The organism is Streptomyces sp. NPDC036813 (assembly GCF_055609245.1).
Genome location: NZ_JBVJPV010000015.1, coordinates 13100 through 38820, shown reverse-complemented (window position 1 = coordinate 38820; position 25721 = coordinate 13100). Strand labels below are relative to the sequence as shown.

At 71.5% G+C, this 25721-nt stretch carries 23 protein-coding genes; 12 read left to right on the top strand and 11 right to left on the bottom strand.

The window, feature by feature from the left end; all coding sequences use genetic code 11:
• The 7 genes from nadC (at nucleotide 1) to ACZ67Q_RS28220 (ending at nucleotide 5513) form a co-directional block, all read left to right on the top strand.
• Entirely contained in the window at nucleotides 1-978 is a 978-nt protein-coding gene (nadC, locus tag ACZ67Q_RS28250; protein WP_471187631.1) for a carboxylating nicotinate-nucleotide diphosphorylase, read from the top strand.
• Between the two features lie 9 nt (nucleotides 979-987).
• Nucleotides 988-1785, top strand: coding sequence for a type III pantothenate kinase (locus tag ACZ67Q_RS28245; RefSeq protein WP_361633742.1), 798 nt, complete (start codon nucleotides 988-990; stop codon nucleotides 1783-1785).
• A 952-nt stretch (nucleotides 1786-2737) separates the two neighbouring features.
• The gene (locus tag ACZ67Q_RS28240; protein WP_471188089.1) at nucleotides 2738-3397 is read left to right on the top strand and encodes a hypothetical protein; all 660 of its coding nucleotides are present in this window, start codon (nucleotides 2738-2740) and stop codon (nucleotides 3395-3397) included.
• 89 nt (nucleotides 3398-3486) lie between these two features.
• Nucleotides 3487-3666, top strand: a complete 180-nt coding sequence (locus ACZ67Q_RS28235; protein ID WP_471187628.1) for a hypothetical protein — start codon at nucleotides 3487-3489, stop codon at nucleotides 3664-3666.
• 243 nt (nucleotides 3667-3909) lie between these two features.
• The gene (locus ACZ67Q_RS28230) at nucleotides 3910-4383 is read left to right on the top strand and encodes a BlaI/MecI/CopY family transcriptional regulator (protein WP_471187625.1); all 474 of its coding nucleotides are present in this window, start codon (nucleotides 3910-3912) and stop codon (nucleotides 4381-4383) included.
• Nucleotides 4384-4392: 9 nt separating this feature from the next.
• Nucleotides 4393-4926: an amino-acid N-acetyltransferase gene (locus ACZ67Q_RS28225; RefSeq protein ID WP_469816147.1), complete on the top strand. Its 534-nt coding sequence runs from the start codon at nucleotides 4393-4395 to the stop codon at nucleotides 4924-4926.
• Nucleotides 4927-5177: 251 nt separating this feature from the next.
• Nucleotides 5178-5513: a histone-like nucleoid-structuring protein Lsr2 gene (locus ACZ67Q_RS28220; RefSeq protein WP_363266463.1), complete on the top strand. Its 336-nt coding sequence runs from the start codon at nucleotides 5178-5180 to the stop codon at nucleotides 5511-5513.
• Here the strand turns inward: ACZ67Q_RS28220 and ACZ67Q_RS28215 are convergent.
• A complete protein-coding gene (locus ACZ67Q_RS28215) occupies nucleotides 5492-6364 on the bottom strand; it encodes an SCO3374 family protein (RefSeq protein WP_471187621.1) in 873 nt (290 codons plus the stop codon). The genes ACZ67Q_RS28220 and ACZ67Q_RS28215 overlap by 22 nt on opposite strands.
• A gap of 430 nt (nucleotides 6365-6794) precedes the next feature.
• Between ACZ67Q_RS28215 and ACZ67Q_RS28210 the strand changes: the two genes are divergently transcribed.
• Complete coding sequence (locus ACZ67Q_RS28210; protein ID WP_361633724.1) at nucleotides 6795-9320, top strand: ATP-dependent Clp protease ATP-binding subunit; 2526 nt, start codon at nucleotides 6795-6797, stop codon at nucleotides 9318-9320.
• 109 nt (nucleotides 9321-9429) lie between these two features.
• Here ACZ67Q_RS28210 and ACZ67Q_RS28205 read toward each other — a convergent pair whose 3' ends face one another.
• Nucleotides 9430-10068, bottom strand: coding sequence for an HAD family acid phosphatase (locus ACZ67Q_RS28205; RefSeq protein WP_471187618.1), 639 nt, complete (start codon nucleotides 10066-10068; stop codon nucleotides 9430-9432).
• Nucleotides 10069-10506: 438 nt separating this feature from the next.
• On the opposite strand from ACZ67Q_RS28205, the gene ACZ67Q_RS28200 reads away from it, so the two are divergent.
• Nucleotides 10507-11229, top strand: coding sequence for a M23 family metallopeptidase (locus ACZ67Q_RS28200; protein ID WP_471187615.1), 723 nt, complete (start codon nucleotides 10507-10509; stop codon nucleotides 11227-11229).
• A 28-nt stretch (nucleotides 11230-11257) separates the two neighbouring features.
• Here ACZ67Q_RS28200 and ACZ67Q_RS28195 read toward each other — a convergent pair whose 3' ends face one another.
• Nucleotides 11258-11845, bottom strand: a complete 588-nt coding sequence (locus ACZ67Q_RS28195) for a TetR/AcrR family transcriptional regulator (protein WP_471187612.1) — start codon at nucleotides 11843-11845, stop codon at nucleotides 11258-11260.
• A gap of 153 nt (nucleotides 11846-11998) precedes the next feature.
• Between ACZ67Q_RS28195 and ACZ67Q_RS28190 the strand changes: the two genes are divergently transcribed.
• Nucleotides 11999-13570: an MDR family MFS transporter gene (locus tag ACZ67Q_RS28190; RefSeq protein ID WP_471187609.1), complete on the top strand. Its 1572-nt coding sequence runs from the start codon at nucleotides 11999-12001 to the stop codon at nucleotides 13568-13570.
• Between the two features lie 225 nt (nucleotides 13571-13795).
• Here ACZ67Q_RS28190 and cseC read toward each other — a convergent pair whose 3' ends face one another.
• The 5 genes from cseC to ACZ67Q_RS28165 all read right to left on the bottom strand — a co-directional run bounded on the left by cseC (nucleotide 13796) and on the right by ACZ67Q_RS28165 (nucleotide 18444).
• A complete protein-coding gene (cseC, locus tag ACZ67Q_RS28185) occupies nucleotides 13796-15139 on the bottom strand; it encodes a two-component system sensor histidine kinase CseC (protein ID WP_471187606.1) in 1344 nt (447 codons plus the stop codon).
• A gap of 12 nt (nucleotides 15140-15151) precedes the next feature.
• Nucleotides 15152-15856, bottom strand: coding sequence for a two-component system response regulator CseB (gene cseB, locus ACZ67Q_RS28180; RefSeq protein WP_471187603.1), 705 nt, complete (start codon nucleotides 15854-15856; stop codon nucleotides 15152-15154).
• Nucleotides 15857-15987: 131 nt separating this feature from the next.
• A complete protein-coding gene (locus tag ACZ67Q_RS28175; protein WP_471187600.1) occupies nucleotides 15988-16656 on the bottom strand; it encodes a hypothetical protein in 669 nt (222 codons plus the stop codon).
• Nucleotides 16644-17183, bottom strand: coding sequence for a SigE family RNA polymerase sigma factor (locus ACZ67Q_RS28170; protein ID WP_361633701.1), 540 nt, complete (start codon nucleotides 17181-17183; stop codon nucleotides 16644-16646). Before ACZ67Q_RS28170 ends, ACZ67Q_RS28175 begins: the two co-directional genes overlap by 13 nt.
• Nucleotides 17184-17514: 331 nt before the next feature.
• Entirely contained in the window at nucleotides 17515-18444 is a 930-nt protein-coding gene (locus ACZ67Q_RS28165) for an HhH-GPD family protein (RefSeq protein ID WP_471187596.1), read from the bottom strand.
• A 691-nt stretch (nucleotides 18445-19135) separates the two neighbouring features.
• Between ACZ67Q_RS28165 and ACZ67Q_RS28160 the strand changes: the two genes are divergently transcribed.
• Entirely contained in the window at nucleotides 19136-19975 is an 840-nt protein-coding gene (locus ACZ67Q_RS28160; RefSeq protein ID WP_471187593.1) for a hypothetical protein, read from the top strand.
• Between the two features lie 133 nt (nucleotides 19976-20108).
• Here the strand turns inward: ACZ67Q_RS28160 and disA are convergent, their stop codons facing one another.
• Nucleotides 20109-21233: a DNA integrity scanning diadenylate cyclase DisA gene (gene disA, locus ACZ67Q_RS28155; protein ID WP_361633692.1), complete on the bottom strand. Its 1125-nt coding sequence runs from the start codon at nucleotides 21231-21233 to the stop codon at nucleotides 20109-20111.
• Nucleotides 21234-21312: 79 nt separating this feature from the next.
• Complete coding sequence (gene radA / locus ACZ67Q_RS28150) at nucleotides 21313-22722, bottom strand: DNA repair protein RadA (protein ID WP_471187589.1); 1410 nt, start codon at nucleotides 22720-22722, stop codon at nucleotides 21313-21315.
• Nucleotides 22723-22990: 268 nt separating this feature from the next.
• Here radA and ACZ67Q_RS28145 point away from each other — a divergent pair, with 268 nt between their 5' ends.
• The gene (locus ACZ67Q_RS28145) at nucleotides 22991-24721 is read left to right on the top strand and encodes a BACON domain-containing protein (RefSeq protein WP_471187586.1); all 1731 of its coding nucleotides are present in this window, start codon (nucleotides 22991-22993) and stop codon (nucleotides 24719-24721) included.
• Between the two features lie 96 nt (nucleotides 24722-24817).
• Here the strand turns inward: ACZ67Q_RS28145 and ACZ67Q_RS28140 are convergent, their stop codons facing one another.
• Complete coding sequence (locus ACZ67Q_RS28140) at nucleotides 24818-25720, bottom strand: DUF3109 family protein (protein WP_471187583.1); 903 nt, start codon at nucleotides 25718-25720, stop codon at nucleotides 24818-24820.
• Nucleotide 25721 lies beyond the last annotated feature (1 nt).

Here is a 25721-nt window from a genome sequence, read left to right as displayed (position 1 = left end):
GTGACCGATCAGGACCTTCCCCTCGCCTCCGACGGCGGCTGCGGCGACGGCTGCGCCTGTGGCGCTGACACCGACGAGGACTACCTGGAGTGCGGCCTCGACCCCGCGCTCGCCGAGCTCCTGGCCGAGGCCGGGCTCGACCCGGTCGAGGTCGAGGACATCGCCAACGTCGCCATCCAGGAGGACCTGGACGGCGGCGTGGACGTGACGACCGTCGCGACCATCCCCGAGGACGCCGTCGCCACGGCCGACTTCACCGCGCGTGAGGCGGGCGTCGTCGCGGGCCTGCGGGTCGCCGAGGCGGTGCTCTCGGTGGTGTGCACCGACGAGTTCGAGGTCGAGCGTCACGTCGAGGACGGCGACCGCGTCGAGGCCGGGCAGAAGCTGCTGTCGGTCACCTCGCGCACGCGTGACCTGCTCACCGCCGAGCGCAGCGCCCTGAACATCCTGTGCCGCCTGTCCGGCATCGCCACCGCCACGCGCGCGTGGGCCGACGTGCTGGACGGCACGAAGACACGCGTGCGTGACACGCGCAAGACGACGCCGGGCCTGCGTTCGCTGGAGAAGTTCGCGGTGCGCTGCGGCGGCGGCGTCAACCACCGCATGTCGCTGTCCGACGCTGCCCTGGTCAAGGACAACCACGTCGTCGCCGCGGGCGGCGTCGCCCAGGCCTTCAAGGCCGTACGCGAGGCGTTCCCGGACGTGCCGATCGAGGTCGAGGTCGACACGCTGCACCAGCTGCGCGAAGTCGTGGAGGCCGGCGCCGACCTGATCCTGCTGGACAACTTCACCCCGGCCGAGTGCGCCGAGGCCGTCGGGATCGTCGGCGGGCGGGCGCTGCTGGAGGCGTCGGGCCGGCTGACGCGCGACACCGCGCGCGCGTACGCCGAGACCGGCGTGGACTTCCTCGCCGTGGGCGCCCTCACCCACTCCTCGCCGATCCTCGACATCGGCCTGGACCTGCGCGAGGCGGAGTAGGGACCGGCCATGCTGCTGACGATCGACGTAGGCAACACGCACACCGTCCTCGGGCTGTTCGACGGCGAGGAGATCGTCGAGCACTGGCGCATCTCCACCGACGCCCGCCGCACCGCCGACGAACTGGCCGTCCTCCTTCAGGGCCTGATGGGCATGCACCCGCTGCTCGGCGACGGCCTGGGCGACGGCATCGACGGCATCGCCATCTGCGCGACCGTCCCGTCGGTGCTGCACGAGCTGCGCGAGGTGACCCGGCGCTACTACGGCGACGTGCCTGCCGTGCTGGTCGAGCCGGGCGTGAAGACGGGCGTGCCGATCCTCTTCGACAACCCCAAGGAGGTCGGCGCCGACCGCATCATCAACGCGGTCGCGGCGAACGAGCTGTACGGCGGCCCGGCGATCGTCGTCGACTTCGGCACGGCGACCACGTTCGACGCGGTCTCCGCGCGCGGGGAGTACGTCGGTGGGGTCATCGCGCCCGGCATCGAGATCTCCGTCGAGGCGCTCGGCGTGCGGGCCGCGATGCTCCGCAAGATCGAGGTCGCCCGCCCCCGCAGCGTCATCGGCAAGAACACGGTCGAGGCCATGCAGGCCGGCATCGTGTACGGCTTCGCCGGCCAGGTCGACGGCGTCGTCAGCCGCATGGCCCGCGAACTCGCCGACGACCCCGAGGACGTCACGGTCATCGCTACGGGCGGCCTGGCCCCGATGGTCCTCGGCGAGTCCTCGGTCATCGACGAGCACGAGCCGTGGCTGACGCTGATCGGCCTGCGGATGGTCTACGAGCGGAACGTCTCCCGCACGTGAGGCGCGCGTCGGCGGCCCCGGTGCGGTGACGGGGCGACGCGCCCCGTCCCCGGCCTCGGTGGCGCCGCGCGGAGGCGCGGACGCACGAGGCGGGGGACGCATCTGACGGCGGGGCGACGCGCGGAGGGATGACGGCGGGGCGCCGTCGACCCCCTGCGGCGCCTCCCCGGGGCCTCCAGTGGCGTGCTCCTCGTCCCCGGCGTCCCCGGCACGAACGCGCGCCGCGAACCGGTCCGCACGCCGGCCCGGCGGTGGGCCGCCCAGGCAGGGGCTGCAGGTTGCGCATCCTCGCCGCGTCCGCCCGCGGCGGGCCGTCCCGGCAGGGGCCGTGGGAGGGGTGGCCTGACCGCTTGGTCAACCGGGGGCGGCCCATCCCGGCCGACGCGCACGGCCGCGTGCCCATCCGGTGGCGGCCCCCCGGCAAGGGGCGGGCCATGCGCCCGCACCGCGCGCCCGCCCTGCGTGTCGGCTCCGTGCGCCCGCACCGCGCGCCCGCCCTGCGTGTCGGCTCCGTGCGCCCGCACCGTGCGCCCGCCCTGCGTGTCGGCTCCGTGCGCCCGCACCGTGCGCCCGCCCTGCGTGTCGGCTCCGTGCGCCCGCACCGCGTACCCGCCCTGCGGTGGGCCGGTCGGCAGGGGCGCGGGTCGCGCACCCGCACCGCGCGCTCGTCCGGCGGCGGGCCGTCCCACCGGCACCCGGCCAGGTGCGTCCCCGGTCGGCCGCTCCGACCGGAGGCCGGGAGCGGGAGACGGCGCGGCCCTACCGTCGGCTTGCCCTCGCAGCGCCGGACGGTGGGGGCCGTGTCCCGGGAAGAGCCGATCCCGCAGCTTGCGGGTGATCACGCGGCGCCCACCTGGGTGGCTCGGTGCGCCACGCCATGGCGTTGTGTCTGGTTTGTCTGATTAGCGCGTATGGTCGCTGCATGCCCACGCCATACGGATCCCGCGGCGGCATGGCGTTCGGCGTGGAGGAGCTGCGTGTGCTCCGCCGCGCTCTCGCCCTCGCCCTGAACCCCGCCCCCGCCTCGGCCGAGGACGTCCAGGACTGTCTCCGCCTCGCCGAGTCCCTCGACGAGGCGATGCGCGAGGGCGCCCGGCTGCGGGCCTTCCTCGTGGCCGACCTCGGTCGCTACCGCGCCGCGCTCCCGGGCACCGCCGCCGGCTACCTCGCCCTGCTCGACGAGGCGCTGGGTGCCGGATACCGGCCGGACCCCGACGACCTGGCCGCCCTGCGCGCCCTGCGCGGAAACCCCGTGGCGGCCGTCCTGCTCGACCGCTGCCGGACGATGGCCGAGCAGGACGTGCGGGCCCGCCTGGCGCGCGGCACGGCGGCTCGCGGCGCCAGCGTCGCGACCGTACCGACCGTGCCCGCCTGCCGTAGCCGTCTGCTCGCGCTGCCGGGCGGCCGCACGGCGGCGGACGACGGCCCCGCGGCCGGTGACGGCGACAAGCAGGAGAAGCGGCCTGCGCAGAAGCCGTCGCCCGCCACGCAGCCGCCGCCCTCGGGCCCCGCCCCGGACCGCCGCCCCATCCCGACCCCCGGCGAGGTCTTCCCCCGCCGCAAGCCCGCACCCACGCCCGGCAAGCCGCCCCAGCAACTGGTGGCCGGCTGACGCCTGCCGTGTTCATCCATCCGGGCGGGAGCGGCCGAATCGTCCGACCCCGCCCGAAATCCGCACGCGCGCGTGGCTACTCTGGAGCCATGGACTACGTCTCCGCGCTCCTGCCCCCGGTCGTGATGGCCGTGTTCTTCGTCGGCGTGATCCGGGTGATCGTCAAGACCCAGGGCGGCGCCAACAAGGCCAAGGAGGACGCGGCAGTCGACGCGGCCCTCGCGCGCGCCGAGGGTGCCCGCCAGGCCTCCGCCGGCGGCGACGCCTGACGCCCCGCCTGACGACCCGCCTCACGATCGCTTGACGGCCGCTTGACGACAGCCTGAGGCAGCCGTCCATCGCGCCGGCCGTCCCGCAGCCGCGTCGTCCCGGCGCCCTCACCGGCGTACGACTCCCCGCACAGCCTCCGCTGCCCAGTCGTACGCCCTTTTTGTTCGCGTTTGCAGCTGAAAGGGCACGTCCGGCACGCCAATGGCGGGATGTCCCACTATTGTCGAGCTGTGCCTCGCCCATTGGGAGAACTCGAAGACGCGGTCATGACGCGGGTGTGGAAGTGGAACCGCCCCGTCACGGTTCGAGAAGTCCTTGAAGATCTGCAACAGGAACGGTCGATCGCGTACACCACGGTCATGACCGTTTTGGACAATCTCCATCAGAAGGGCTGGGTGCGCCGCGAAGCGGAAGGCCGGGCCTATCGATATGAGGCGGTCTCCACGCGGGCCGCCTACGCCGCCGCCCTGATGAACGACGCGTGGGCGCAGAGCGACAACCCCGCCGCCGCTCTCGTCGCGTTCTTCGGCATGATGAGCGACGAACAACGGCAGGCCTTGCGGGACGCCCTGCGCATCATCCGTGACGGCGGCGAGGAACCCGTACCCGAAACAGCGGCCGCTCCCGAAGGAGCGGAAGGCGCCGGCCCGAACGCCGCCGATGCGGTCGACGCACAGGAGAACCCCGGCTCGGCAACGCGGGGCGGCGGGCGATAGCGTCCCGTCATGTCCGCACGAAGCCCGGAACCCACCGCTAAAGCCATCACCGTCCGGCGGGCGCGCACCAGCGATGTCCCCGCCGTGCGCCGGCTCCTCGACGCCTACGCCCGTGACGGCATCCTCCTCGACAAAGCGATGGTGACGCTTTACGAGGACATCCAGGAGTTCTGGGTCGCGGAACGCGACGACAACGCCGAGGTGGTCGGCTGCGGCGCGCTGCACGTGATGTGGGAAGACCTCGCGGAAGTGCGCACTCTCGCCGTGAAGCCCGGTCTGAAGGGGGCGGGTGTCGGCCACCAGGTGCTGGAGAAGTTGCTGCAGACCGCCCGCTGGCTGGGGGTTCGCCGCGTATTCTGCCTGACCTTCGAAGTCGACTTCTTCGGCAAGCACGGCTTCGTGGAGATCGGTGAGACACCGGTCGACCGCGATGTGTACGCGGAGCTCCTGCGTTCCTATGACGAGGGTGTCGCGGAGTTCCTCGGTCTCGAACGAGTGAAACCGAACACCCTGGGCAACAGCCGGATGCTTCTCCATCTGTGATCGCCGGGCAACGGGCAAGCGGGTCAACGCCTATTCGGCGCGACGGCACGCTGCCCCGGTTCCCTATGTCCGAAACGCACATGTTTCCGTCCCGGAGCGGGCGGAGCGGTCTCTGCCAGGGGTTTGTGTTTTTCCGGCAAAAGCGGTTTGCTTTCCGACGTACTGCCGTACTGCATATAACAGGGGCGGTGGCGAAACGGGCGGACGCCACGCACCCCGACCCCTCAGCGTTTTCGATGAAAGGAAATCCGGTGGCACAGAAGGTTCAGGTCCTTCTTGTCGACGACCTCGACGGCGGCGAGGCAGACGAGACCGTGACGTTCGCGCTGGACGGGAAGACGTACGAGATCGATCTCACGACCGCCAATGCGGACAAGCTGCGCGGCCTTCTCGAGCCGTACGTGAAGAATGGGCGTCGTACCGGGGGCCGTGCCTCGGGCGGTCGTGGAAAGGCGCGTGCCGCTTCCGGCGGTACGCAGGACACCGCCGCGATCCGCGCCTGGGCCAAGGAGAACGGCTACGAGGTCAATGACCGTGGCCGCGTTCCTGCGTCCATTCGCGAGGCCTACGAGAAGGCCAACGGCTGAGCGCACGCGCGCCGCAGGCGGATCCGGTGGCACTGTGTGGCCACCGTGTCCACCACGCGTACGAGATCGGGGGTGCCCGCACAGCCCCCCAGCGCCGACATCGTCGGCAGCGAGGACTCGGCCTCGCTCCCCGGAACGGGGGGCCGCAGCCATACGGCGGCCCCCTGCGAAGCGGCGGAGCGGCCAATCCTGGCCGGCCACGCGCCTACCGCCCCGGTTCTGGCCGCCCGTGCGCCGATCGCCCCGATTCCGGTCGGCGCACCTGCGACGGCCGCCTCTTCCGGCCCGGTTCCGGCCGGCGCCCGCGCTCCCGCGACGGCTGACCCCTCGGGCCCCTTCGGCCCCTCCGGCCCCTCCGGCCCTTCGAGCCCGGCTGCGGCAGGCCCTTCCGCCCCGCCCGCGGTCCACCGCCCGGCCGCCTCGGCCGACCACGCTGACGCACCCGGCCATGACTTCCCCGGCTCCCCGTGGAGCGGCACCGGCAGGGGGGCCTCCAGCGTGCTGCCGGGGCCCAGGGCCCCGAGGTCCATGGTTGCGGCCAGCGGGCCCCACTCCAGCCACTCCAGCAGGCCCGGCAGCTCCTCCGCGCTGCCCGGGGCCAGCAGGAACAGCATCCGGCCGCCGTGCAGGGCCACGGGCGACGTGGGCGCCAGATGGCGCAGCGCCGCCCGCCCGGCCTCGGCCGGGACGTCCAGGACGTCGAAGCGCGGGCCCACGGAAAGTCGTACCGGCTCTCCGGGCACCACCGGCCAGCCCAGTTCGTTCTCGTACCAGTGCCGGACCGGATCAGCCCGCTCGGGTGACCGCCGGGGGAAGGGGACCGTGGGCCATGGGGGGACTGCGCCAGCCATGCCAAGTGCAACAGCCGGAAACCCGTGCGGGTTACGCTGGGTGCTCCGATGTGTGCGCAGAGTTCCGGCCCGGGGGGCGTGCGGGGGTGCCAGGAGGCGCAAGGTTGTTCGCCCGTAGCGGAGGGAAGCCGTGCACGCGGCATGGACTGTCCGTCGCAGCGGGTAAGACATCCCTAGTGGGAGGGGGCGACACGCAGCCCGGGAGGTTTCCCGTTCGCCATCGGCGTACTGGCGACTGGGGTAACTGCCTGGCCTGCGGGAACATCGTCTCGCACCATCGGGTTGGAGCAGATGTCGGCGTTCGGGGTCAGGAGGCCATCGACGGTGTCGGCAGTTGGAATGAGCGGTCCCCGCTTGCGGGACTAAGCTGCGGAAGGACAGGGAGGGGAAGTTCCCCCCACTGCCTGACCGCTCTGAGGAGCGATTAACGATGTTCGAGAGGTTCACCGACCGCGCGCGGCGGGTTGTCGTCCTGGCTCAGGAAGAAGCCCGGATGCTCAACCACAACTACATCGGCACCGAGCACATCCTCCTGGGCCTGATCCACGAGGGTGAGGGTGTCGCCGCCAAGGCCCTTGAGAGCCTCGGGATTTCGCTCGAGGCGGTCCGCCAGCAGGTGGAGGAGATCATCGGGCAGGGCCAGCAGGCGCCGTCCGGCCACATTCCCTTCACCCCCCGTGCCAAGAAGGTCCTGGAGCTCTCGCTCCGCGAGGCCCTTCAGCTGGGCCACAACTACATCGGCACGGAGCACATCCTGCTCGGCCTGATCCGTGAGGGCGAGGGCGTCGCCGCCCAGGTCCTGGTCAAGCTGGGCGCTGATCTGAACCGCGTGCGGCAGCAGGTGATCCAGCTGCTCTCCGGTTACCAGGGCAAGGAGACCGCCGCAGCGGGCGGCCCTGCCGAGGGCACCCCCTCGACGTCCCTGGTCCTCGACCAGTTCGGCCGGAACCTCACCCAGGCCGCTCGTGAGTCCAAGCTCGACCCGGTCATCGGGCGCGAGAAGGAGATCGAGCGGGTCATGCAGGTGCTGTCCCGCCGTACCAAGAACAACCCGGTCCTGATCGGTGAGCCCGGCGTCGGCAAGACCGCCGTCGTCGAGGGCCTCGCCCAGGCCATCGTCAAGGGCGAGGTGCCCGAGACCCTCAAGGACAAGCACCTCTACACCCTGGACCTCGGCGCGCTGGTCGCCGGCTCCCGCTACCGCGGTGACTTCGAGGAGCGCCTGAAGAAGGTGCTCAAGGAGATCCGCACCCGCGGCGACATCATCCTGTTCATCGACGAGCTCCACACGCTGGTCGGTGCGGGTGCCGCCGAGGGCGCCATCGACGCGGCCTCCATCCTGAAGCCGATGCTGGCCCGCGGTGAGCTGCAGACCATCGGTGCGACCACGCTGGACGAGTACCGCAAGCACCTGGAGAAGGACGCGGCCCTCGAGCGCCGCTTCCAGCCCATCCAGGTCGCCGAGCCGTCCCTGCCGCACACGATCGAGATCCTCAAGGGCCTGCGCGACCGGTACGAGGCGCACCACCGCGTCTCCATCACCGACGAGGCGCTGGTCCAGGCCGCCACCCTGGCCGACCGCTACATCTCCGACCGCTTCCTGCCGGACAAGGCGATCGACCTGATCGACGAGGCCGGCTCCCGGATGCGCATCCGCCGGATGACCGCTCCGCCGGACCTGCGCGAGTTCGACGAGAAGATCGCGGGTGTCCGCCGCGACAAGGAGTCCGCGATCGACTCCCAGGACTTCGAGAAGGCGGCGTCTCTCCGGGACAAGGAGAAGCAGCTGCTGGCGGCGAAGGCCAAGCGGGAGAAGGAGTGGAAGGCCGGCGACATGGACGTCGTCGCGGAGGTCGACGGCGAACTGATCGCCGAGGTCCTCGCCACGGCCACCGGCATCCCGGTCTTCAAGCTGACCGAGGAGGAGTCCAGCCGCCTGCTCCGTATGGAGGAGGAGCTGCACAAGCGGGTCATCGGCCAGAACGACGCCGTCAAGGCGCTGTCGAAGGCGATCCGCCGTACGCGTGCCGGTCTGAAGGACCCCAAGCGTCCGGGTGGCTCGTTCATCTTCGCCGGCCCGTCCGGTGTCGGTAAGACCGAGCTGTCCAAGGCCCTCGCCGAGTTCCTCTTCGGTGACGAGGACGCGCTGATCTCCCTCGACATGTCGGAGTTCAGCGAGAAGCACACGGTGTCGCGTCTCTTCGGTTCGCCCCCTGGGTACGTGGGCTACGAGGAGGGCGGCCAGCTGACGGAGAAGGTGCGCCGCAAGCCGTTCTCGGTCGTCCTCTTCGACGAGGTCGAGAAGGCCCACCCGGACATCTTCAACTCGCTGCTGCAGATCCTGGAGGACGGTCGCCTGACCGACTCCCAGGGCCGGGTCGTGGACTTCAAGAACACGGTCATCATCATGACGACCAACCTCGGCACCCGGGACATCTCCAAGGGCTTCAACCTGGGCTTCGCCGCCGCCGGCGACACGAAGACCAACTACGAGCGCATGAAGAACAAGGTGTCGGACGAGCTCAAGCAGCACTTCCGTCCCGAGTTCCTCAACCGCGTCGACGACGTGGTCGTCTTCCCGCAGCTGACCCAGGACGACATTCTGCGGATCGTCGACCTGATGATCGGCAAGGTGGACGAGCGCCTGAAGGACCGGGACATGGGCATCGAGCTGTCCCAGGCCGCCAAGGAGCTGCTGTCCAAGAAGGGCTACGACCCGGTGATGGGCGCGCGGCCGCTGCGCCGCACGATCCAGCGCGAGATCGAGGACTCGCTGTCGGAGAAGATCCTCTTCGGCGAGGTGCGTCCCGGTCAGATCGTGGTCGTGGACACCGAGGGCGAGGGCGACGAGAAGACCTTCACCTTCCGCGGTGAGGAGAAGTCGGCGCTGCCCGACGTCCCGCCGATCGAGCAGGCGGCCGGTGGCGCCGGACCGAACCTGAGCAAGGACGCGTAAGCGCCGCGCTCGGCCTGCGCCGAAAGAACAAGGGAGCTGCCCCGGGACCGATGTCCCGGGGCAGCTCCCTTTCTCCGTTCGGGCGCCCTTTCGTTCCGGGTGTCGTCCGTCAGGACAGCTGTCCGTCGTAGTCCGGCAGCTTGAACGTCTTCTCGGCGTGGCCGCCGGAGAGGTCGGTGGCGCTGTTGCCGATGTTCGCGATGATCGTGTAGCCCTGGTTCTCGATCTGGGCGCGCTGTGCGGTCTTGTAGGCGGCGACGTCCTTGAACAGGTCGAACAGGCCGCGCACGCGCAGGTCGGCGACGTCGTAGCCGTCGTACTCCAGGTTGAACTCGGTGGGTGCGTAGAGGATGCCGGGGCGGGCGGTGACGAAGAAGAGCGAGACGCCGTGCTCCTGGGCGTAGCGGGCCACCTGGAGGACCGGCTTGTTGGCCGGCTGGGGGAAGTGGAACCCGAAGTCGGTCTCCAGGGTCGTGTTGTCGATGTCGAGGACGATCGCCTGGCGCTCGCCCGGCCGGGCGGCGGCGATCCGCTGCTGCAGGTACGGCAGCGCCTGGTCCATCACGCTCTGGCAGTCGCGCTGCCAGGTGGCGTAGTCGACGGCCCCGGCCGTCGCCGTGCCGGCCGCGGTGGACGCCGCGGGGGCCGCAGGCTCCGCGGCGTGCGCGGGGGCGGCCAGGGCCGTCAGGGCGGCCGCGGAGACGGCGGCCGTCGAGGCCCGGCGCAACCAGGCGCGTCTGATCGTCATGTGGGGGTTCCTCTCCCGTCCGTACACACGGTGGTGTCGTGTGCATGCTCTTTGGTGAGGGTGGCGCGGAAGGAACCGTAGGGTTACCGGCTGGTAAGTGGCTAGAGGTCTGCGCCACATTCGTACGAGCGTCCGCGCGGCTCTCCGGTGACGTGCCGCACGCGACCTGCGTCACGTACGAGGCGGAATAGTGGCCCCGGGAGATCCACAAAAGGGACTTTCATTACGGAACTGCCCTGCTTAGGGGATGCTCGGGGGCGTTTTGCCCGAAATGTTAGTTGCGCCGGAAGTCGAAGGTTTTGTGTTGGACAACTAGTTGTCGTCGTAGATCACACATTTGAGCTGATCTGCGCCGGGGGGTTACCAAGGATGAGCCCATCCGGCGGGATGCCTTTGCGTCGGGTGGCTTTTCTCTGTCCCCGGCTTCACGAGGTTCACATGTCCCAGCGCGTCACGTCCCGTCAGTCCCGTACGTCCGCCCTTCGCACCCGCGCCGCTGTGCTGGCCGCCGGTCTCGGGGTCTCGGTCGCGCTGGGAGCCGGGGTCGCGGCCGCCGCCGACGCCACGTCCGCCTCCACCACCGCCACCGCCACCGCGGTCGAGGCGCAGGCCGCCGCGCAGGCCAAGGCCGCCCAGGCCGCGAAGACCGCCGCGGCCGCCAAGGCCAAGGCCGCTGCCGCCGCCAAGCAGGCCGCCGCGAAGAAGGCTGCCGCGCAGAAGGCCGCTGCCAAGAAGAAGGCCGCCTCCTGGGTTCACCCGGTGGAGCACTACACGCTGTCCGCGAGCTTCAACCAGGCCGGCGGCATGTGGTCGCACCGCCACTCCGGCCAGGACTTCGCGGTGCCGCTCGGTACGAACGTCGTCGCCGCCCACGGCGGCACGGTCGTCAAGGCCGGCCCGAACGGCGCCGGCGACGGCCCCGCCTACGGCAACGCCATCGTCATCCGGCACGGCAACGGGACGTACTCCCAGTACGCCCACCTGTCCCGTATCGACGTGAAGATCGGCCAGGTCGTGGCCACCGGCCAGCACATCGCCAAGTCCGGCAACACCGGCAACTCCAGCGGCCCGCACCTGCACTTCGAGATCCGCAAGACGCCGAACTACGGCTCCGCGATCAACCCGGTCGCCTTCCTGCGGTCCAAGGGCGTGTCCGTCTGACCCGCCGCCGCCCCGTGCGGGCGGACGCTCAGGCCCCCTTGTGGGCCTGAGCCACCAGATCGAACGCGACCTCGAGGGTGGCCCTGCGCTTCTCCTCGGGGTCGCCTTCGATGTCCTGCAGGACGAACATCCCGGCGTGCAGCGTGAACAGCGCGCTGATGCAGCGGACCTTGTCGACCAGGTCCGCGTCGGGGTCGACGAGGATGTCCCGCAGCCCGAGCATGCGTTCCTTGAACATCTCGCCGATCCGCAGCTCGCGCACCGTGGCCTGGTTCTCCTGCATGAAGCGGAAGAGCGGGGCCGCCCCGGTCAGGGCCTCGCTGTAGCGGCGGACGATCTCCTGCTTGGTCTCGAGGGTGTGCGGCTGCTGCCGGCCCCACTCGATCAGGTCCTCGATCGGCCGGGACAGATCCCCGAAGATGCTGACGAGGATCTCTTCCTTGGTCTTGAAGTGGTAGTACAGCGCCGCCTTGGTGACGTCGAGGCTCTCGGCGATCTCCCGCAGGGAGGTCTTCTCGTAGCCCTGCTCGGCGAAGAGGTCGAGCGCGACGTCCTGGATGCGCTGGCGGGTGTTCCCGCGACGCTGCTGCTTGGTGCCGTCCATGGTGACGTCCATCCTCGTCCTCCTAGGGCTTCCCCGGAAACTTACCTGCCGCCCGGCTGGCAAACTTACTTGACGACCGGCTAGTTACGGAGCTACCTTCCCAGTGTAAAGATAACTAGCCGGTCGGCAAGTAAGTAGTAGCAGCAGCTGGGGGAAGTAGGGACGATGGCCGCCACAGAAACAGTCGAGACAGGCACGGGTAAGCGCCCCAGGAGTGTACGAGTCGTCCTCCTCGCGCTCATGATCACCATGATGCTCGCGATGCTGGACAACATGATCGTCGGCACCGCGATGCCGACCATCGTGGGTGAGCTGGGTGGCCTGGAGCATCTCTCCTGGGTCGTCACCGCCTACACCCTGGCCACTGCCGCCTCCACCCCGCTCTGGGGCAAGATCGGCGACATGTACGGGCGCAAGGGCTCGTTCATGGCCTCGATCGTGATCTTCCTGGTCGGCTCCGCGCTCAGCGGCATGGCGCAGGACATGGGGCAGCTCATCGGCTTCCGGGCCGTGCAGGGCCTCGGCGCCGGTGGTCTGATGGTCGGCGTCATGGCGATCATCGGCGACCTGATCCCGCCGCGTGAGCGCGGCAAGTACCAGGGCATGATGGCCGGCGTCATGGCGCTGGCGATGATCGGCGGCCCGCTGGTGGGGGGCACGATCACCGACCACTGGGGCTGGCGCTGGGCCTTCTACATCAACCTGCCGCTCGGTGTCGTCGCGCTCGGCCTGATCAGCGTGGTGCTGCACCTGCCGAAGAAGCGGGCCAAGACCCGCATCGACTACCTGGGCGCCGCGCTGCTGACCGTCGGCATCACCTCGATCGTCCTGGTCACCACCTGGGGCGGTACGGAGTACGCGTGGACCTCGGCGCGGATCATGGAACTGATCGGCATCGGCGTCGTCGCGCTGATCGGGTTCGTCTTCTGGCAGACCAAGGCCGCCGAGCCGGTCGTGCCGCTGCACATCTTCCGCAGCCGCAACTTCACGCTGATGTCGATCATCGGCTTCATCACCGGTTTCGCGATGTTCGGTGCCACGCTGTTCCTGCCGCTGTACCAGCAGGCCGTGCAGGGGGCCTCCGCCACGAACTCCGGGTTGCTGCTGCTGCCGATGCTCGGCGCGATGCTCGTCACCTCGATGGTGGCCGGGCGGATCACGACCAACAGCGGGCGGTACAAGGCCTTCCCGATCGTCGGTGGTGTGCTGATGGTCGTCGGGCTGTACCTGCTGTCGACGATGGACACGGGGACCACGCGGTTCACGTCCGGGCTCTACATGGCCGTGCTCGGTCTCGGTATGGGTTGCCTGATGCAGATCACCATGCTGGTCGCGCAGAACAGCGTGGAGATGAAGGACATGGGCGTCGCGTCCTCCTCCACCACCCTGTTCCGGACGCTCGGTTCCTCGTTCGGTGTCGCGATCATGGGTGCGCTGTTCAACCACCGGGTGCAGGACGTGATGGCCGAGAAGGCCGGGGCGCTGGGGTCGAAGATCACGGAGAAGTCCGCGCAGCTGGATGCGGCGAGCCTGGCGAAGCTGCCTGCTGCGGCGCGGGAGGCGTACCAGCATGCGGTGTCCTCCGGGACGCATGCGGCGTTCCTGCTCGGTGCGGTGGTTGCGGTGGTCGTGCTGGTGTCGGCGGTGTTCGTCAAGGAGGTGCCGCTGCGGGGGGCCGGGCCTCAGGCGGGCGGCGCGGAGGCTGCTGCGCAGGCGGCGGTTGTTGAGGCGGTGTGACGCCGTCAGTTGTGATGCGTCAGTTGTGATGCGTCGGTTGTGACGCGTCGGTTGTGATGCGGGGCGCTCGTCGGGTTTCGGCGGGCGCCTCGCTGTTTTCTGCGGGTGCGTGGGGGGTTGCTGTCGCGCCTGCGGTGCGCCCCGTACGCGGGTGCAGCAACGTCGTGGCGTGCGGCAGGTGGGGCGTGGCGTGTGGCAGGTGGGGCGTGGCGCCGCGCCAGGGGGCTACGGGAGGATGGGGTAGCTGCCTGTGTTGGTGGGGGCGTGTTCCGGGAGCCAGAGGACTGCTACCGCGCCCTCGGCCGGTATGTGGGGTGGGGCGCCGACTGGGCGGATGTTGCGGAAGGTCAGGCGGGCGCCGAGGACGCGGGCCTGGCCGGCGGCGATGGTGAGGCCCAGTCCGTGGCCGTGGCCGGCGCGGTCGGTGCTGCCGGTGCGGAAGCGGCTCGGTCCCTCGGCGAGGATGTCCTCGGGGAAGCCGGGGCCGTGGTCGCGCACCCGGATGACCCGGCCCTCCACGGTCACCTCGATGGGCGGCTTGCCGTGCCGGGCTGCGTTGGCCAGCAGGTTGAACAGCACGCGTTCCAGGCGGCGCGGGTCGGTGGTGACCTCCGATTCATGGACGACCCGGACCTCGATCTCCGGGTCCTTGACCGCCACCCGGCGGGCGACGAACTCACCGAGCAGGATGTCCTGCAGTTCCGCCCGCTCCGAGGCGCCGTCCAGGCGGGCCACCTCCAGGACGTCCTCCACCAGGGTCCGCATCGCCTTCGCCCGGTCCAGCACCAGCTCGGTCGGGCGGCCGGGCGGCAGCAGCTCGGCAGCCGTGAGCAGCCCGGTCACCGGGGTGCGCAGCTCGTGCGCGATGTCGGCGGTCACCCGGCGCTCGGCCTCCAGCCGCTGCTGGAGCGCGTCCGCCATGGCGTCCACCGCGCTCGCCAGGTCGTCGGTCTCGTCCCGGACGATCCCGCCGATGGCGTCCCGCACCCGTACCTCTGTCTCCCCGCGGGCGACCCGGTTGGCGGCGGCCGCCGCCTTGCGCAGCCGGCGCGACAGCTGCCCGCCGATGAGCACGCCGAGCGCGCTGCCGCCCAGTACGACGGCGATGGAGCCGATGACGAGGGCCTGGTCGAGGTCGCGCAGGATGTCCGTGCTGCGGTCGGTGAAGTGGGTGTGCAGCGAGAGGATGCGCCCGTCCTTCGCCGGGGTGGCGGCCCAGATGTCCGGCGGGTGGCCCCGGCGGTCGGAGACGTAGGTCGCCACCCGGTTGGCCAGGACCCGCTCACGCAGCGGTTCGGGCAGGCCGGCGTCGTTGATCGCGACGCCGGGGAAGTTCGCCCGGTGGGTGAGGTCGTAGTTCCGCTGGGCGATCTTGATCCGCTCGACGGCCAGATCGCGGGCGTTGTCCAGCATCGACACCCGTGCCGCGTTGTGGACGACCAGGCTCAGCACGATCGCCACGAGCGCGCCGACCAGCGCGATCGCAGCGCTGAGCTTCCACCTCAGCCCCGTCCGGATACCCGCCCGCTCCAGATGCTCCGGAAGCAGACGTCGCACGATCCCCCGCATGCCGAGCCCCGCTCAGGCCTTCAACTTGTAGCCGAAGCCGCGGACCGTCTCGATGCGGTCCTGGCCGATCTTGGTGCGCAGCCGCTGCACATGCACGTCGACGACGCGGGTGTCTCCGCCCCAGCCGTAGTCCCAGACTCGCTCGAGGAGCTTGTCCCGCGACAGGACCGTGCCCGGCGCGGAGGAGAACTCCAGCAGCAGGCGCATCTCGGTCGGGGTCAGCGCCACCGGGCGGCCGGCCCGGCGTACCTCCATGCCGTCCGTGTCGACCTCCAGGTCGCCGAAGCTCAGCACGCCGCCCTGGTCCGCCGAGGCCGCGCCGTCCGCCTGCCGGTCACCGCCCGCGTGTCCGAAGCGGCGCAGCACCGCGCGGATGCGGGCGACCAGCACGGCCCCGTCGAACGGCTTGGTGACGTAGTCGTCGGCGCCCGCCTCCAGCCCCAGGACCACGTCGATCGCGTCGGCGCGAGCCGACAGCATGATCACCGGGACGGTGGACTCGTCGCGGATGCGCCGGCACAGGCTGACGCCGTCCAGGCCCGGGACCATGACGTCCAGCAGCGCGATGTCGGGGCGGTCCGCCCGGAACGCCTCCAGGCCCGACAGGCCGTCGGGCATGGCGGTGACCACGAAGCCGTCCCGCTCCAGGGCGAGCTGGGTGGCCTCGCGGATGACGTCGTCGTCCTCGACGAACAGGACGTGGGTCTGGTCTGCCATCCCGGTGCTCTCAGTCCTTGTGTGCTTCTCGGTCGTAAGGCTCTCTACGTGGACGCGTGGATCTCGCGGCGCGTTCACTCCTCCATCGGAACGAGCGGTCCGATCGGTTCACGCCCGCCGCGATGTCCGCGTCAGTTGTCCGCCGGCGCCGGTGCGGGAGCCTGCGCCGGAGTGGTGTCCACCGTGGTGCCGTAGTCGGTGTGGTGGAAGTCGTCCTGCACGAACCGGCCCGCTTTCCAGACGTACGTGATCACGTTCTCGCCGGACGGGTTCGACACCGGATCGCCATTCTTGTACACCTGCTTGGTCACCATCAGAGCGCCGCGGTCTATCTCGGCGTAGACCGGGGATTCCTCGGACTGGAACACATTCTGGTACCGGTCGCCGTCCGCGCGATACACGTACGAGCCGACGCCCACCGCGTCACCGCACGTCAACACGTTGATGACGACGTCGTCGACCGATCCGTCGGTCAGGTCGCCGTACGACACGTCGACGGGGTAGTCGTCCCCCACGCACGGCCGCAGGCTCTTCTTGACCGCGTCCGAGACCAGCGGGTCCTGTTTGACGAGCCGGACCGGGTCCACCGCCTGCATGGTGTGCACGGGGCTGGGGGAGGGCGAGGCCGCCGCGCCCGCGACCGAGTCGGCGCGGGCGGGGCCTTCGTCACGGGTTCCGGTGCCGCCGGTGGCGCACGCGGAAACCAAAAGGGCGAGGGCGGCGAGCACGACCGCCGCCGTGATCACCGCCTGAAGACTCCCCCGGGACGGGGAGGCATCCCCGTCCGTCAGGCCGCGCACCGCTCCCGCTCCTCACGCTCCAGCGCGCGTGCGTCCAGATCGCGGGCCTCCAGCTCCTCGCGGAGCCGGGCGAGCGCCCGGTGCAGCGTGCTCTTGACCGTTCCGGCCGACATGCCGAGGGCGGCGGCCGTCTCCTCCGTGGACATCTGCTCCCAGTGTCGCAGCACGACCACGCTGCGCTGCTTCGGGGCGAGCACCTTCATGATGTCCATCAGCAGGGCGCGGTCTGCGTGCTGCTCGGTGGAGTCGTCCACGGAGGCGTCCGGGAGCTGCTCGGTGGGCACCTCCTCCAGCTTGCGGGCGCGCCACCACTCGGTACGCGTGTTGATCATGACGCGCCGCAGATAGGCGTCCGCCAGCCGCTTGTCGGCGATGCCCTCCCAGCGGCCGTAGGTGCGGGCCAGGGCGGTCTGGAGCAGGTCCTGGGCGTCGACCGGGTCCGGGACCAGCCGGCGGGCGCTGCGCAGCAGCGCGTCCTGCCGGGTGCGGACGTACTCCTCGAACTCGAGCACCTCGCCCTGCGCCATGATCAACCGCCTCCGAAAAGTCCCCGTGGTGCCGGCTGCCTGCTGCCGGTGTCCTGCCTGTGGTCGTCGTGTCCCTGACGGGCACGACAACGAAGGTACGGAGGCGTTGTCACGGCGTTGTGCGGAGCAGCCTGCGGCCAGCGCTCGGCTGTACGTCGGTTGTGTAACGGAAGCCGGTCGTGGGTAAAGGGGTTGGGCAATTTATCGGAGTATGACCCGATTTGGGCTCTGTGATGGACCGTAACACGCGGCCGGACGCTGTGAAGTGTCTGTACGTCAGCCCGGAGCGGCCCGTGCGCGAACCGGCCGCGTGCTCGGTGGAGCCCGTGTGTCAGCTCAGCGGCAGCCGGTACAGTCCGCCCGGCAGCGGCTCCGCCAGACCGTCCGCGACGAGACCGTCCAACGCCCGGGCGCGCTGCACCGGCTCGTGCCACACCCGGTCCAGCACCGCCTGCGGCACGGGCGCGTGCGCCTCCCTCAGGACGGCGAGCAGCTTGCCGCGCACCTGCCGGTCGGTGCCGGCGTACGTCTGGCCGCGCCGCGGCGGCCCGTCGTGCTCCGGCTTGCCCGCAAGCCGCCATGCGCACTGCGCGGCGATCGGGCAACGGTGACAGTCCTCGTTCTTCGCCGTGCACACCAGGGCGCCCAGCTCCATCGAGGCCGCGGCCCAGCGCGCGGCGGTCCGCTCGTCCTCCGGCAGCAGAAGGCGGGCGAGTCGCCGCTCGGCGGCCGTGGTGGCGTTCGGCGGGTACTGCACACCGCTCACCGCGCGGGCGAAGACCCGGCGCACATTGGTGTCCAGCACCGCGTGCCGCTGCCCGTACGCGAACGAAGCCACCGCCGCGGCCGTGTACTCGCCGATGCCGGGCAGCGCGAGCAGCTGGGCGTGGTCGGTGGGTACGTCGCCGCCGTGCCGCTCTGTTATCGCCACCGCCGCGCCGTGCAGACGCAGCGCGCGGCGCGGGTAGCCGAGCCGGCCCCAGGCGCGTACCGCCTCACCGGGTGCCTCCTCGGCCAGGTCGGCGGGGCGGGGCCAGCGGGCCAGCCACTGCTCGTAGATCGGCAGTACCCGGCTGACCGGCGTCTGCTGGAGCATGAACTCGCTGACCATCACACCCCAGGCACCCGCCTCCGGGCGACGCCAGGGCAGATCACGCGCGTGCGCGTCGAACCAGGCGATGACAGGGGTGTGCAGTTCCTCCCCGGCCGGCGCGGCCGACGGGACGGGGCTGCTGTGCAAAAGCTTCGTGGGCGCAGTCATGGCGCTACCGATCCTGCCATGCACGACCACGCGCGCGTGCGCACCGACGGGGGGCGGGTCGGAGCACGGGCGGCGTCCGCCGGTGCGGGAAGCGCGGCGGGAGAGGGGGTGGAGGTGGCGCGGCTGTGGTGAAGAGGGCGCGGCCGTGGCGGTGCGGGGTGCGCGCTGAGCGGGTGGTGGTGGGGCGGCGGCGGAGAGCGCGGTGGGCGGTGGGCGGTAGGCGGCGTGCGCCGGTGGCGGGCGGTGGCCGGGGCGAGGGGGCGTTGGTGTCGGGGTGGCGGCCGCGGCGAGGGAGCGGTGCCGGCGCGTGGCGGAATCGGAGGGGGGTGGTGGTCCTGGTCCTCGCGGCACCGCCGCCTCGCCCCCGCGCGTGCCGGACGACGGCCCGCCCTCCTACGCCTGCACCCGGCCACGCGCGTCCCTTCTCCTCGCCCCTGGTCCCGCCACGAGCTGCACGCGCCGGCCGTCGAGCCTCACCAGCCGGGCGAGCCGCGAACTCCTCGCCCTCGTTGATCACTTGAAATTCGGGCCACCCCAGCCGTGGCCACGGGTGCAAGGGCTGCGATCGTGAACGTGCCAGAGGGCCGAGGTGTGTTCGAAGAGTGGTCTCCGGGATGATGATCCGGAAAAGTTGCGCTGCGGGCGGCGGGTGACGCAAGCGAACGCAGCGATCTCTCGTACAGTTTGCGCCGTGGGATCTCTGCGCAATCCGGTCGGGCCGCTTCCCTCCTCCATCTATTGGCGACGGAGGGCCGTACTGCTGTCTGTGGTCGCGCTGTTGGCGCTGTTGATCACATGGGTCGTCACCTCGGGTGACGGCGGCGGCAACAACGACGCCGGTGGGTCCAACGGCAAGAATCCCGCGTCCTCGATCACGCCCGGGCCGTCCGGCTCGGGTCCGGCGATCAGCCAACATCCCGGCGGGCGCGACGAGTCGAGCGGCGGGGACTCCAGCGGCTCGGGGGGCGGATCCGGTGCCGGCGGTGGCTCCGGCTCGGGCGGCACCGGTGGTGCGGACGGTTCCGGTGGTGCCGGCGGCGTCGGTGGTGCGGGCTCGGCCGGTGGAGCGGACGACGGGATCAACGGCAGTGCGGGCGGCGGCAGCGGTGCGGGCGCGGTGTTGCCGGCCGGCTCCCCGCTGCCCAATTGCACCGCCGGTGACCTGACGCTGCGCAGCGTTCGCAACAGCTACACCCCGGACCAGACGCCGACGTTCCAGATCGTCGCCCGCAACACCTCCGCCCACGACTGCAAGGTCGACCTCGGACCGAAGAGCGCGGTGGTGACGATCAGTCAGGAAGGCGACCACTTCTGGTCCTCCGCCGACTGCCCCAAGGGCAACGGGAGTCTGCTGTACCGGGTGCCGGCGAGCAGCAGCATCACGTACGTGGTGACGTGGGACCGCCGGGCGAGCGCGCCGCAGTGCGCGACGCCTCCGGCCCGGACGGCCACGCCGGGGACGTATCTGGTGGAGGCGAAGGCGCCCGGGTTCGAGAAGGCGCAGACGTCCTTCGTGCTCGCGGCGGACTGACGCGGGGCCCGGCCGCACGGCCACTCGGACGCACGGGTCCACGGTCCACGGGTCCACGGGTACGACAAAGGGGTGCCGCCCACGTCGGGCAGGCACCCCTTGCGTATGCCGATGGCGCGCGAGCCGCCGGAGGCTACACGTACCGCTCCAGGATCGACGACTCCGCCAGCCGCGACAGGCCCTCACGGACGCTGCGGGCGCGGGCCTCGCCGACGCCGTCGACGGTCTGCAGGTCGTCGACGCTGGCGGCGAGCAGCTTCTGCAGACCGCCGAAGTGCTCCACCAGACGGTCGATGATGGCGCCGGGAAGCCGCGGGACCTTCGCCAGCAGCCGGAAGCCGCGCGGCGAGACCGCGGAGTCGAGGGCCTCCGGGGAGCCCGTGTAGCCCAGGGCGCGGGCAACCGTGGACAGCTCCAGCAGCTCGGCGTGGGTGAGCTTGTCCAGCTCGGCCAGCGCCTCGTCGACCGTGCGGGAGCGCTTCGCGGTCGGCTCGGGGACGTAGTCCCGCACGACCAGTTCCCGCTCGGGCTCGACCCCGGCGATCAACTCGTCGAGCTGGAGGGCGAGCAGCCGCCCGTCGGTGCCCAGTTCGATCACGTATTCGGCGATTTCGGTGGCGATGCGGCGCACCATCTCCAGCCGCTGCGCCACCGCGGAGACGTCCCGGACCGTCACCAGGTCCTCGATCTCGAGTGCCGACAGCGTGCCCGCGACCTCGTCCAGGCGCAGCTTGTAGCGCTCCAGGGTGGCCAGCGCCTGGTTGGCGCGGGACAGGATCGCCGCCGAGTCCTCCAGGACACGGCGCTGCCCGTCGACGTACAGGGCGACCAGTCGCATGGACTGGGAGACGGAGACGACCGGGAAGCCGACCTGCTTGGAGACGCGGTCCGCCGTGCGGTGCCGGGTGCCGGTCTCCTCCGTCGGGATCGTCGCGTCGGGGACGAACTGGACACCCGCCCGCAGGATCTTCGACAGGTCAGAGGAGAGCACGATGCCGCCGTCCAGCTTGCACAGCTCGCGCAGCCGGGTAGCGGTGAACTCCACGTCCAGGACGAAGCCGCCCGTGCACATCGTCTCGACCGTCTTGTCGAAACCGAGCACGATCAGGCCGCCGGTGTTGCCGCGCAGCACCCGCTCGAGGCCGTCCCGCAGGGCCGTGCCCGGTGCCACAGCGCTCAGCGAGGCGCGCATCAGGCCATCGGAACCGGCACTCCCACCGGACTTTCCGGGAGCTGCTGCCCGGTCGTTGGCTGCCACTGCACTCCTCCGGTCGCAGGTTCTGGGGCGCTCCCGTTGCGCACTCGGTTCGTACGGACGGGCGAGACCAGGGCAAAGTCTACCGGCGGTCTTCCGGCTCCCGTGGGGCCTCTCGGTGACGGGAGCGCGGCAGCACCCGCAGAGCGTCCCCTATGTCGGCGACTTCCAGGACCTTCATACCGGCCGGGATCTTCCCCGGGTCGCCCGGTACGAGCGCGTGGGTGAAGCCCAGCCGGTGTGCCTCGGAGAGGCGCCGCTGCACGCCCGTGACCCGCCTGACCTCGCCCGCCAGACCCACCTCGCCGATCGCGACCAGGTTCTTCGGCAGGGGAGTGTCGCTGGCCGCGGAGGCCAGGGCGAGCGCGATCGCGAGGTCCGCGGCGGGCTCCGACAGCTTCACACCGCCGACCGTCGCGGAGTAGATGTCCCTTTTGCCGAGGGCGCTGATGCGGCCGCGCTGCTCCAGCACCGCCAGCATCATCGACACCCGGGACGTCTCCAGACCGGACGTCGTACGGCGCGGGGAGGGGATCTGCGAGTCCACGGTGAGCGCCTGGACCTCGGCCACGAGCGGACGGCGGCCCTCCAGGGTGACCGTAAGGCAGGTGCCCGGGACCGGTTCGTCACGACGGGTCAGGAAGAGCCCGCTCGGGTCGGTGAGGCCCGTGATGCCCTCGTCGTGCAGTTCGAAGCAGCCGACCTCGTCCGTGGTGCCGTAGCGGTTCTTCACGCCGCGCACCAGGCGCAGACGCGCGTGCCGGTCGCCCTCGAAGTGGAGCACCACGTCCACGAGGTGCTCCAGCAGGCGGGGGCCGGCGATCGCGCCGTCCTTGGTGACATGGCCCACCAGAAGCGTGGACATGCCGCGCTCCTTGGAGGCACGGATCAGGGCGCCGGCCACCTCGCGGACCTGTGCCATGCCGCCGGGCGCGCCGTCGATCTCGGGCGAGGCCACCGTCTGCACCGAGTCCATGATCAGCAGTGACGGCTTGACGGCGTCCAAGTGGCCGAGCACGGCCGCGAGGTCGGTCTCGGCGGCCAGGTAGAGGTGGTCGTCGATGGCGTTGATCCGGTCGGCGCGCAGCCGGACCTGGCTCGCGGACTCCTCGCCGGTGACATAGAGGGTGGGGTGCTCCGCACTGGCCGACTTGGCGGCGACGTCGAGCAGGAGGGTGGACTTGCCGACGCCGGGCTCACCGGCGACGAGCACCACCGCGCCGGGGACCAGACCGCCGCCGAGGACACGGTCCAGTTCCGGCACGCCGGTGGGGCGGGCGGTGGCCTGCCGGCCGTCGACCTGTCCGATGGGCAGCGCGGACGTGGTGACACGGCCCGGCGTCGTCGTACGGACCGCGGGCGCGCCGTACTCCTCGACCGTGCCCCAGGCCTGGCATTCGGGGCAGCGGCCGAGCCACTTCGCCGTCTGCCAGCCGCATTCCGTGCAGCGGTAGGAGGGACGGTCCTTGGTGGTCTTGGTACGGGCAGCCATGGACCACACCGTAGCGGCCGGGTCTGACAGCGGGCCTTCGCCGACCGTACGGCCATGGACGGCAGGCCCTTCGCCGGCGGTACGGCCGTGCAGGCGCGGGACGGCGAAAGGCTGGGTCCCGCGACATGAACCGGCCACCCGACGCCCGGAACCGGCCACGGAACGGAGAGCTCCTGTCCCCTATTGAGGGATCGTTTCACCCGTACGGATTAAAAGTGCTCAAGGCGCCCGAGAGGCCCTGCTCGTGCCGCCTACGGTCGCACGGGTGATGAGCAGCACTCCGGAGACCTCGACCCGCACCACCGGCGCACACCGGGCGCACCGGGAGGCGCGCGACCGCGCCGCGGCGCGCACGCTGGCGCAGCGCCCGCCCGCGCGCTACGAGCCGTATCTCGACGGGCTGTTCACCTACTGCCTGTCCGTCCTGTGCGACCACGACTCGGCCACCGCCGCCCTCGCCGACGCGCTCGCCCTCGCCGAGCGGCGCGGCACGCGCGTGCCGGAGGCCGCAGGGGACCGCCGCGCCTGGTTGTACGCGCTGGCCCGCTGGGCGTGCCTTCGCAAGCTCGCCGAGGCCAAGCAGAAACGTCAGGCCACCCACGCCGCGGGCCGCCCGGGCACCGGCAGTGAGCCGGAGGCCACCGTGCCGGTCGCCCCGGAGGTCCAGGAGCGGCGGCGCCGCGAACTGGGCCTGCTCGCCTGGCCGGAGGCCGCCGGCACCACGCCCGAGCAGCGCGAGGCCCTGGAGCTCGCCGTTCGCCACCAGCTGGCCGCCCACGAGGTTGCCGCCGTGCTCGGCATGGATCTCGCCGCCGCCCGCGAGCTGCTGGCCGCCGCGGCCTGCGAGGTGGAGCGCACCCGCGCGGCGCTCGCCGTCGTGGAGACGGGCACCTGCGCGAGCGTGGCCCGCCTGACCGGCGACGGCCGGTTCGTGCTGAGCAGCACCCTGCGCCGCGAGTTGGTCCGGCACGTCGACGACTGCCCCCGCTGCCGCCGCACCGCCGAGCGCGCGGTGCCCGGCCGCTGGCCCGGCGCCAGCGTCACCCCCGCCGAGCTGCCGGTGCTGGAGGCGCCCCGCGCGGCACTGCACGTCGCCCTCGCGCATCACCCACGCGCGCGTGGCCTCGCCGTGCCGCGCTTCGACCGGCGTGGCTTTCCGATGGACCCCAAGGACCGCGCGGCCCGCCGCGACCGGCTGCGCGCGCGTGCCGTCACCACGACCGTCGTCGCCACGGTCGTCGCCGCCCCCGTGCTCGCCCTGTGGGCCGCCTACCGGGGAGCACCGGTCGGCGAGGACACCGCCGGCGGCCCGGCCGCCGCCCGCCACGACCACGGCGCGGGCACGCTCGACGGCGAGACGGCGAGCGGCGGGTACGAGAACGCCGGCAACGCCAGCACCCGGCCCGGCGCCCGTTTCGGTCAGGGCGACGACGGCGACGTCTCCGTCGAGGTCGTCAGCGTGGCCGGAGCCGGCGCCCAGGGCGCGGACCTGGAGGTCACCGCCGGCAGCCGGGGCGACACCACGCTGATCACCCTCACGGCGACCGGCTCGGGCCCCGTGCGCTGGTCGGCCACCACCACGGCCCCCTGGCTCTACCTCAGTCAGTCCTCGGGAACGCTCCAGCCCGGTGAGTCGTTCACGATCCAGGTGCACGTCGACCCCCTGCGCGAGCCGTCCGGCCACTGGAGCGCGCGGGTGGCGATCGCGCCCGCCGGCGCCGTCGTCTCCATCGAGGGCTACGGCACAGCGCCCAGCCCCTCCGACCCCGGCACCGGCCCGGGCAGCCCCACGGACCCGCCCTCGTCCGGCCCCGACCCGACGCCCACCACCTCGTCCCCCTCGGACCCCGGCGGCTCGCCCACCCCGAGCAGCCCGCCGTCGTCGCCCGACCCGACGCCCACCCAGTCCACGCCGTCCGACCCGGGCGGCTCCACCGACCCCGGGGGCTCGACCCCGCCGCCCGGCGACGGCGGCGACCCGAGCCCGTCGGCGTCGTGACGCCGGACGCGATACGGCGCCGTACGCCTTACGCATACGGCGCCGAAACGCACCTCGCGGCTTTCGCGCCCGTGGACTCCGTACCCGCGGGCCGTGTCAGAGCGCCGGGTCCGCCGGGTGCGGGGCGAGCAGCGGCAGCCGGGACGCCAGCCGCTCCTCGCACAGCTCGACCAGCCGGTCGTAGCCGGCCTTGCCCATCAGCTCGGTCAGCTCCGCCCGGTAGGAGACGTACACCGGATCGCCCGCGCCGTGCGCCGAGGTCGCCGAGGTGCACCACCAGTGCAGGTCGTGACCGCCCGGGCCCCAGCCCCGGCGGTCGTACTCCCCGATGGAGATCTGCAGCACGCGCGTGTCGTCGGGTCGCTCGATCCAGTCGAAGGTCCGCCGGATCGGCAGCTGCCAGCACACGTCCGGCTTGGTCTCCAGCGGCTCGCGGCCCTCGCGCAGGGCCAGGATGTGCAGCGAGCAGCCCGCGCCGCCCGGGAAGCCCGGCCGGTTCTGGAAGATGCAGGAGCCCTGGTAGGGCCGGGTCTGCCGCTCGCCGTCCTCGTCCTCGGACACCCAGCCGTTCTTCGTGCCCTCGGCGTGGTGCTGCCAGATCTCCGGCGTGAGCCGCGCCACGTGCCCGGCGACCCGCTTCTCGTCGTCCTCGTCGGAGAAGTGGGCGCCCAGCGTGCAGCACCCGTCGTCCGCGCGGCCCGCCTGGATGCCCTGGCAGCCGCTGCCGAAGATGCAGTTCCAGCGAGAGGTCAGCCATGTCAGATCGCACCGGAAGACCTGCTCGTCGTCCGCCGGATCCGGGAACTCCACCCACGCGCGCGCGAAGTCGAGGCCCTTCTCGTCGGCCACCGGTGCCTCCGGGCCCAGCAGGGCCTTCTTCGGCTTCTTCGCCGCCTTCACCACCTTCGCCTGCGAAGGACCCTTGGAGGATTTGGTCGACTTGTCGGCTTTCGCCGTCTTGGCCGGATTTTCGTCCTTCGCCTTTTTCGTCTTTGGCACC

What these genes read in the sequence shown, in the direction of transcription:
- ACZ67Q_RS28245 (WP_361633742.1), top strand. Translation starts at nt 988, where the DNA reads ATGCTGCTGACGATCGACGTAGGCAACACGCACACCGTCCTCGGGCTG.
- ACZ67Q_RS28240 (WP_471188089.1), top strand. Translation starts at nt 2,738, where the DNA reads ATGGCGTTCGGCGTGGAGGAGCTGCGTGTGCTCCGCCGCGCTCTCGCC.
- ACZ67Q_RS28235 (WP_471187628.1), top strand. Translation starts at nt 3,487, where the DNA reads ATGGACTACGTCTCCGCGCTCCTGCCCCCGGTCGTGATGGCCGTGTTC.
- ACZ67Q_RS28225 (WP_469816147.1), top strand. Translation starts at nt 4,393, where the DNA reads ATGTCCGCACGAAGCCCGGAACCCACCGCTAAAGCCATCACCGTCCGG.
- ACZ67Q_RS28215 (WP_471187621.1), bottom strand. Translation starts at nt 6,364, where the DNA reads ATGGCTGGCGCAGTCCCCCCATGGCCCACGGTCCCCTTCCCCCGGCGG.
- ACZ67Q_RS28210 (WP_361633724.1), top strand. Translation starts at nt 6,795, where the DNA reads ATGTTCGAGAGGTTCACCGACCGCGCGCGGCGGGTTGTCGTCCTGGCT.
- ACZ67Q_RS28205 (WP_471187618.1), bottom strand. Translation starts at nt 10,068, where the DNA reads ATGACGATCAGACGCGCCTGGTTGCGCCGGGCCTCGACGGCCGCCGTC.
- ACZ67Q_RS28200 (WP_471187615.1), top strand. Translation starts at nt 10,507, where the DNA reads ATGTCCCAGCGCGTCACGTCCCGTCAGTCCCGTACGTCCGCCCTTCGC.
- ACZ67Q_RS28195 (WP_471187612.1), bottom strand. Translation starts at nt 11,845, where the DNA reads ATGGACGTCACCATGGACGGCACCAAGCAGCAGCGTCGCGGGAACACC.
- ACZ67Q_RS28190 (WP_471187609.1), top strand. Translation starts at nt 11,999, where the DNA reads ATGGCCGCCACAGAAACAGTCGAGACAGGCACGGGTAAGCGCCCCAGG.
- cseC (WP_471187606.1), bottom strand. Translation starts at nt 15,139, where the DNA reads ATGCGGGGGATCGTGCGACGTCTGCTTCCGGAGCATCTGGAGCGGGCG.
- cseB (WP_471187603.1), bottom strand. Translation starts at nt 15,856, where the DNA reads ATGGCAGACCAGACCCACGTCCTGTTCGTCGAGGACGACGACGTCATC.
- ACZ67Q_RS28170 (WP_361633701.1), bottom strand. Translation starts at nt 17,183, where the DNA reads ATGGCGCAGGGCGAGGTGCTCGAGTTCGAGGAGTACGTCCGCACCCGG.
- ACZ67Q_RS28165 (WP_471187596.1), bottom strand. Translation starts at nt 18,444, where the DNA reads ATGACTGCGCCCACGAAGCTTTTGCACAGCAGCCCCGTCCCGTCGGCC.
- radA (WP_471187589.1), bottom strand. Translation starts at nt 22,722, where the DNA reads ATGGCTGCCCGTACCAAGACCACCAAGGACCGTCCCTCCTACCGCTGC.
- ACZ67Q_RS28145 (WP_471187586.1), top strand. Translation starts at nt 22,991, where the DNA reads ATGAGCAGCACTCCGGAGACCTCGACCCGCACCACCGGCGCACACCGG.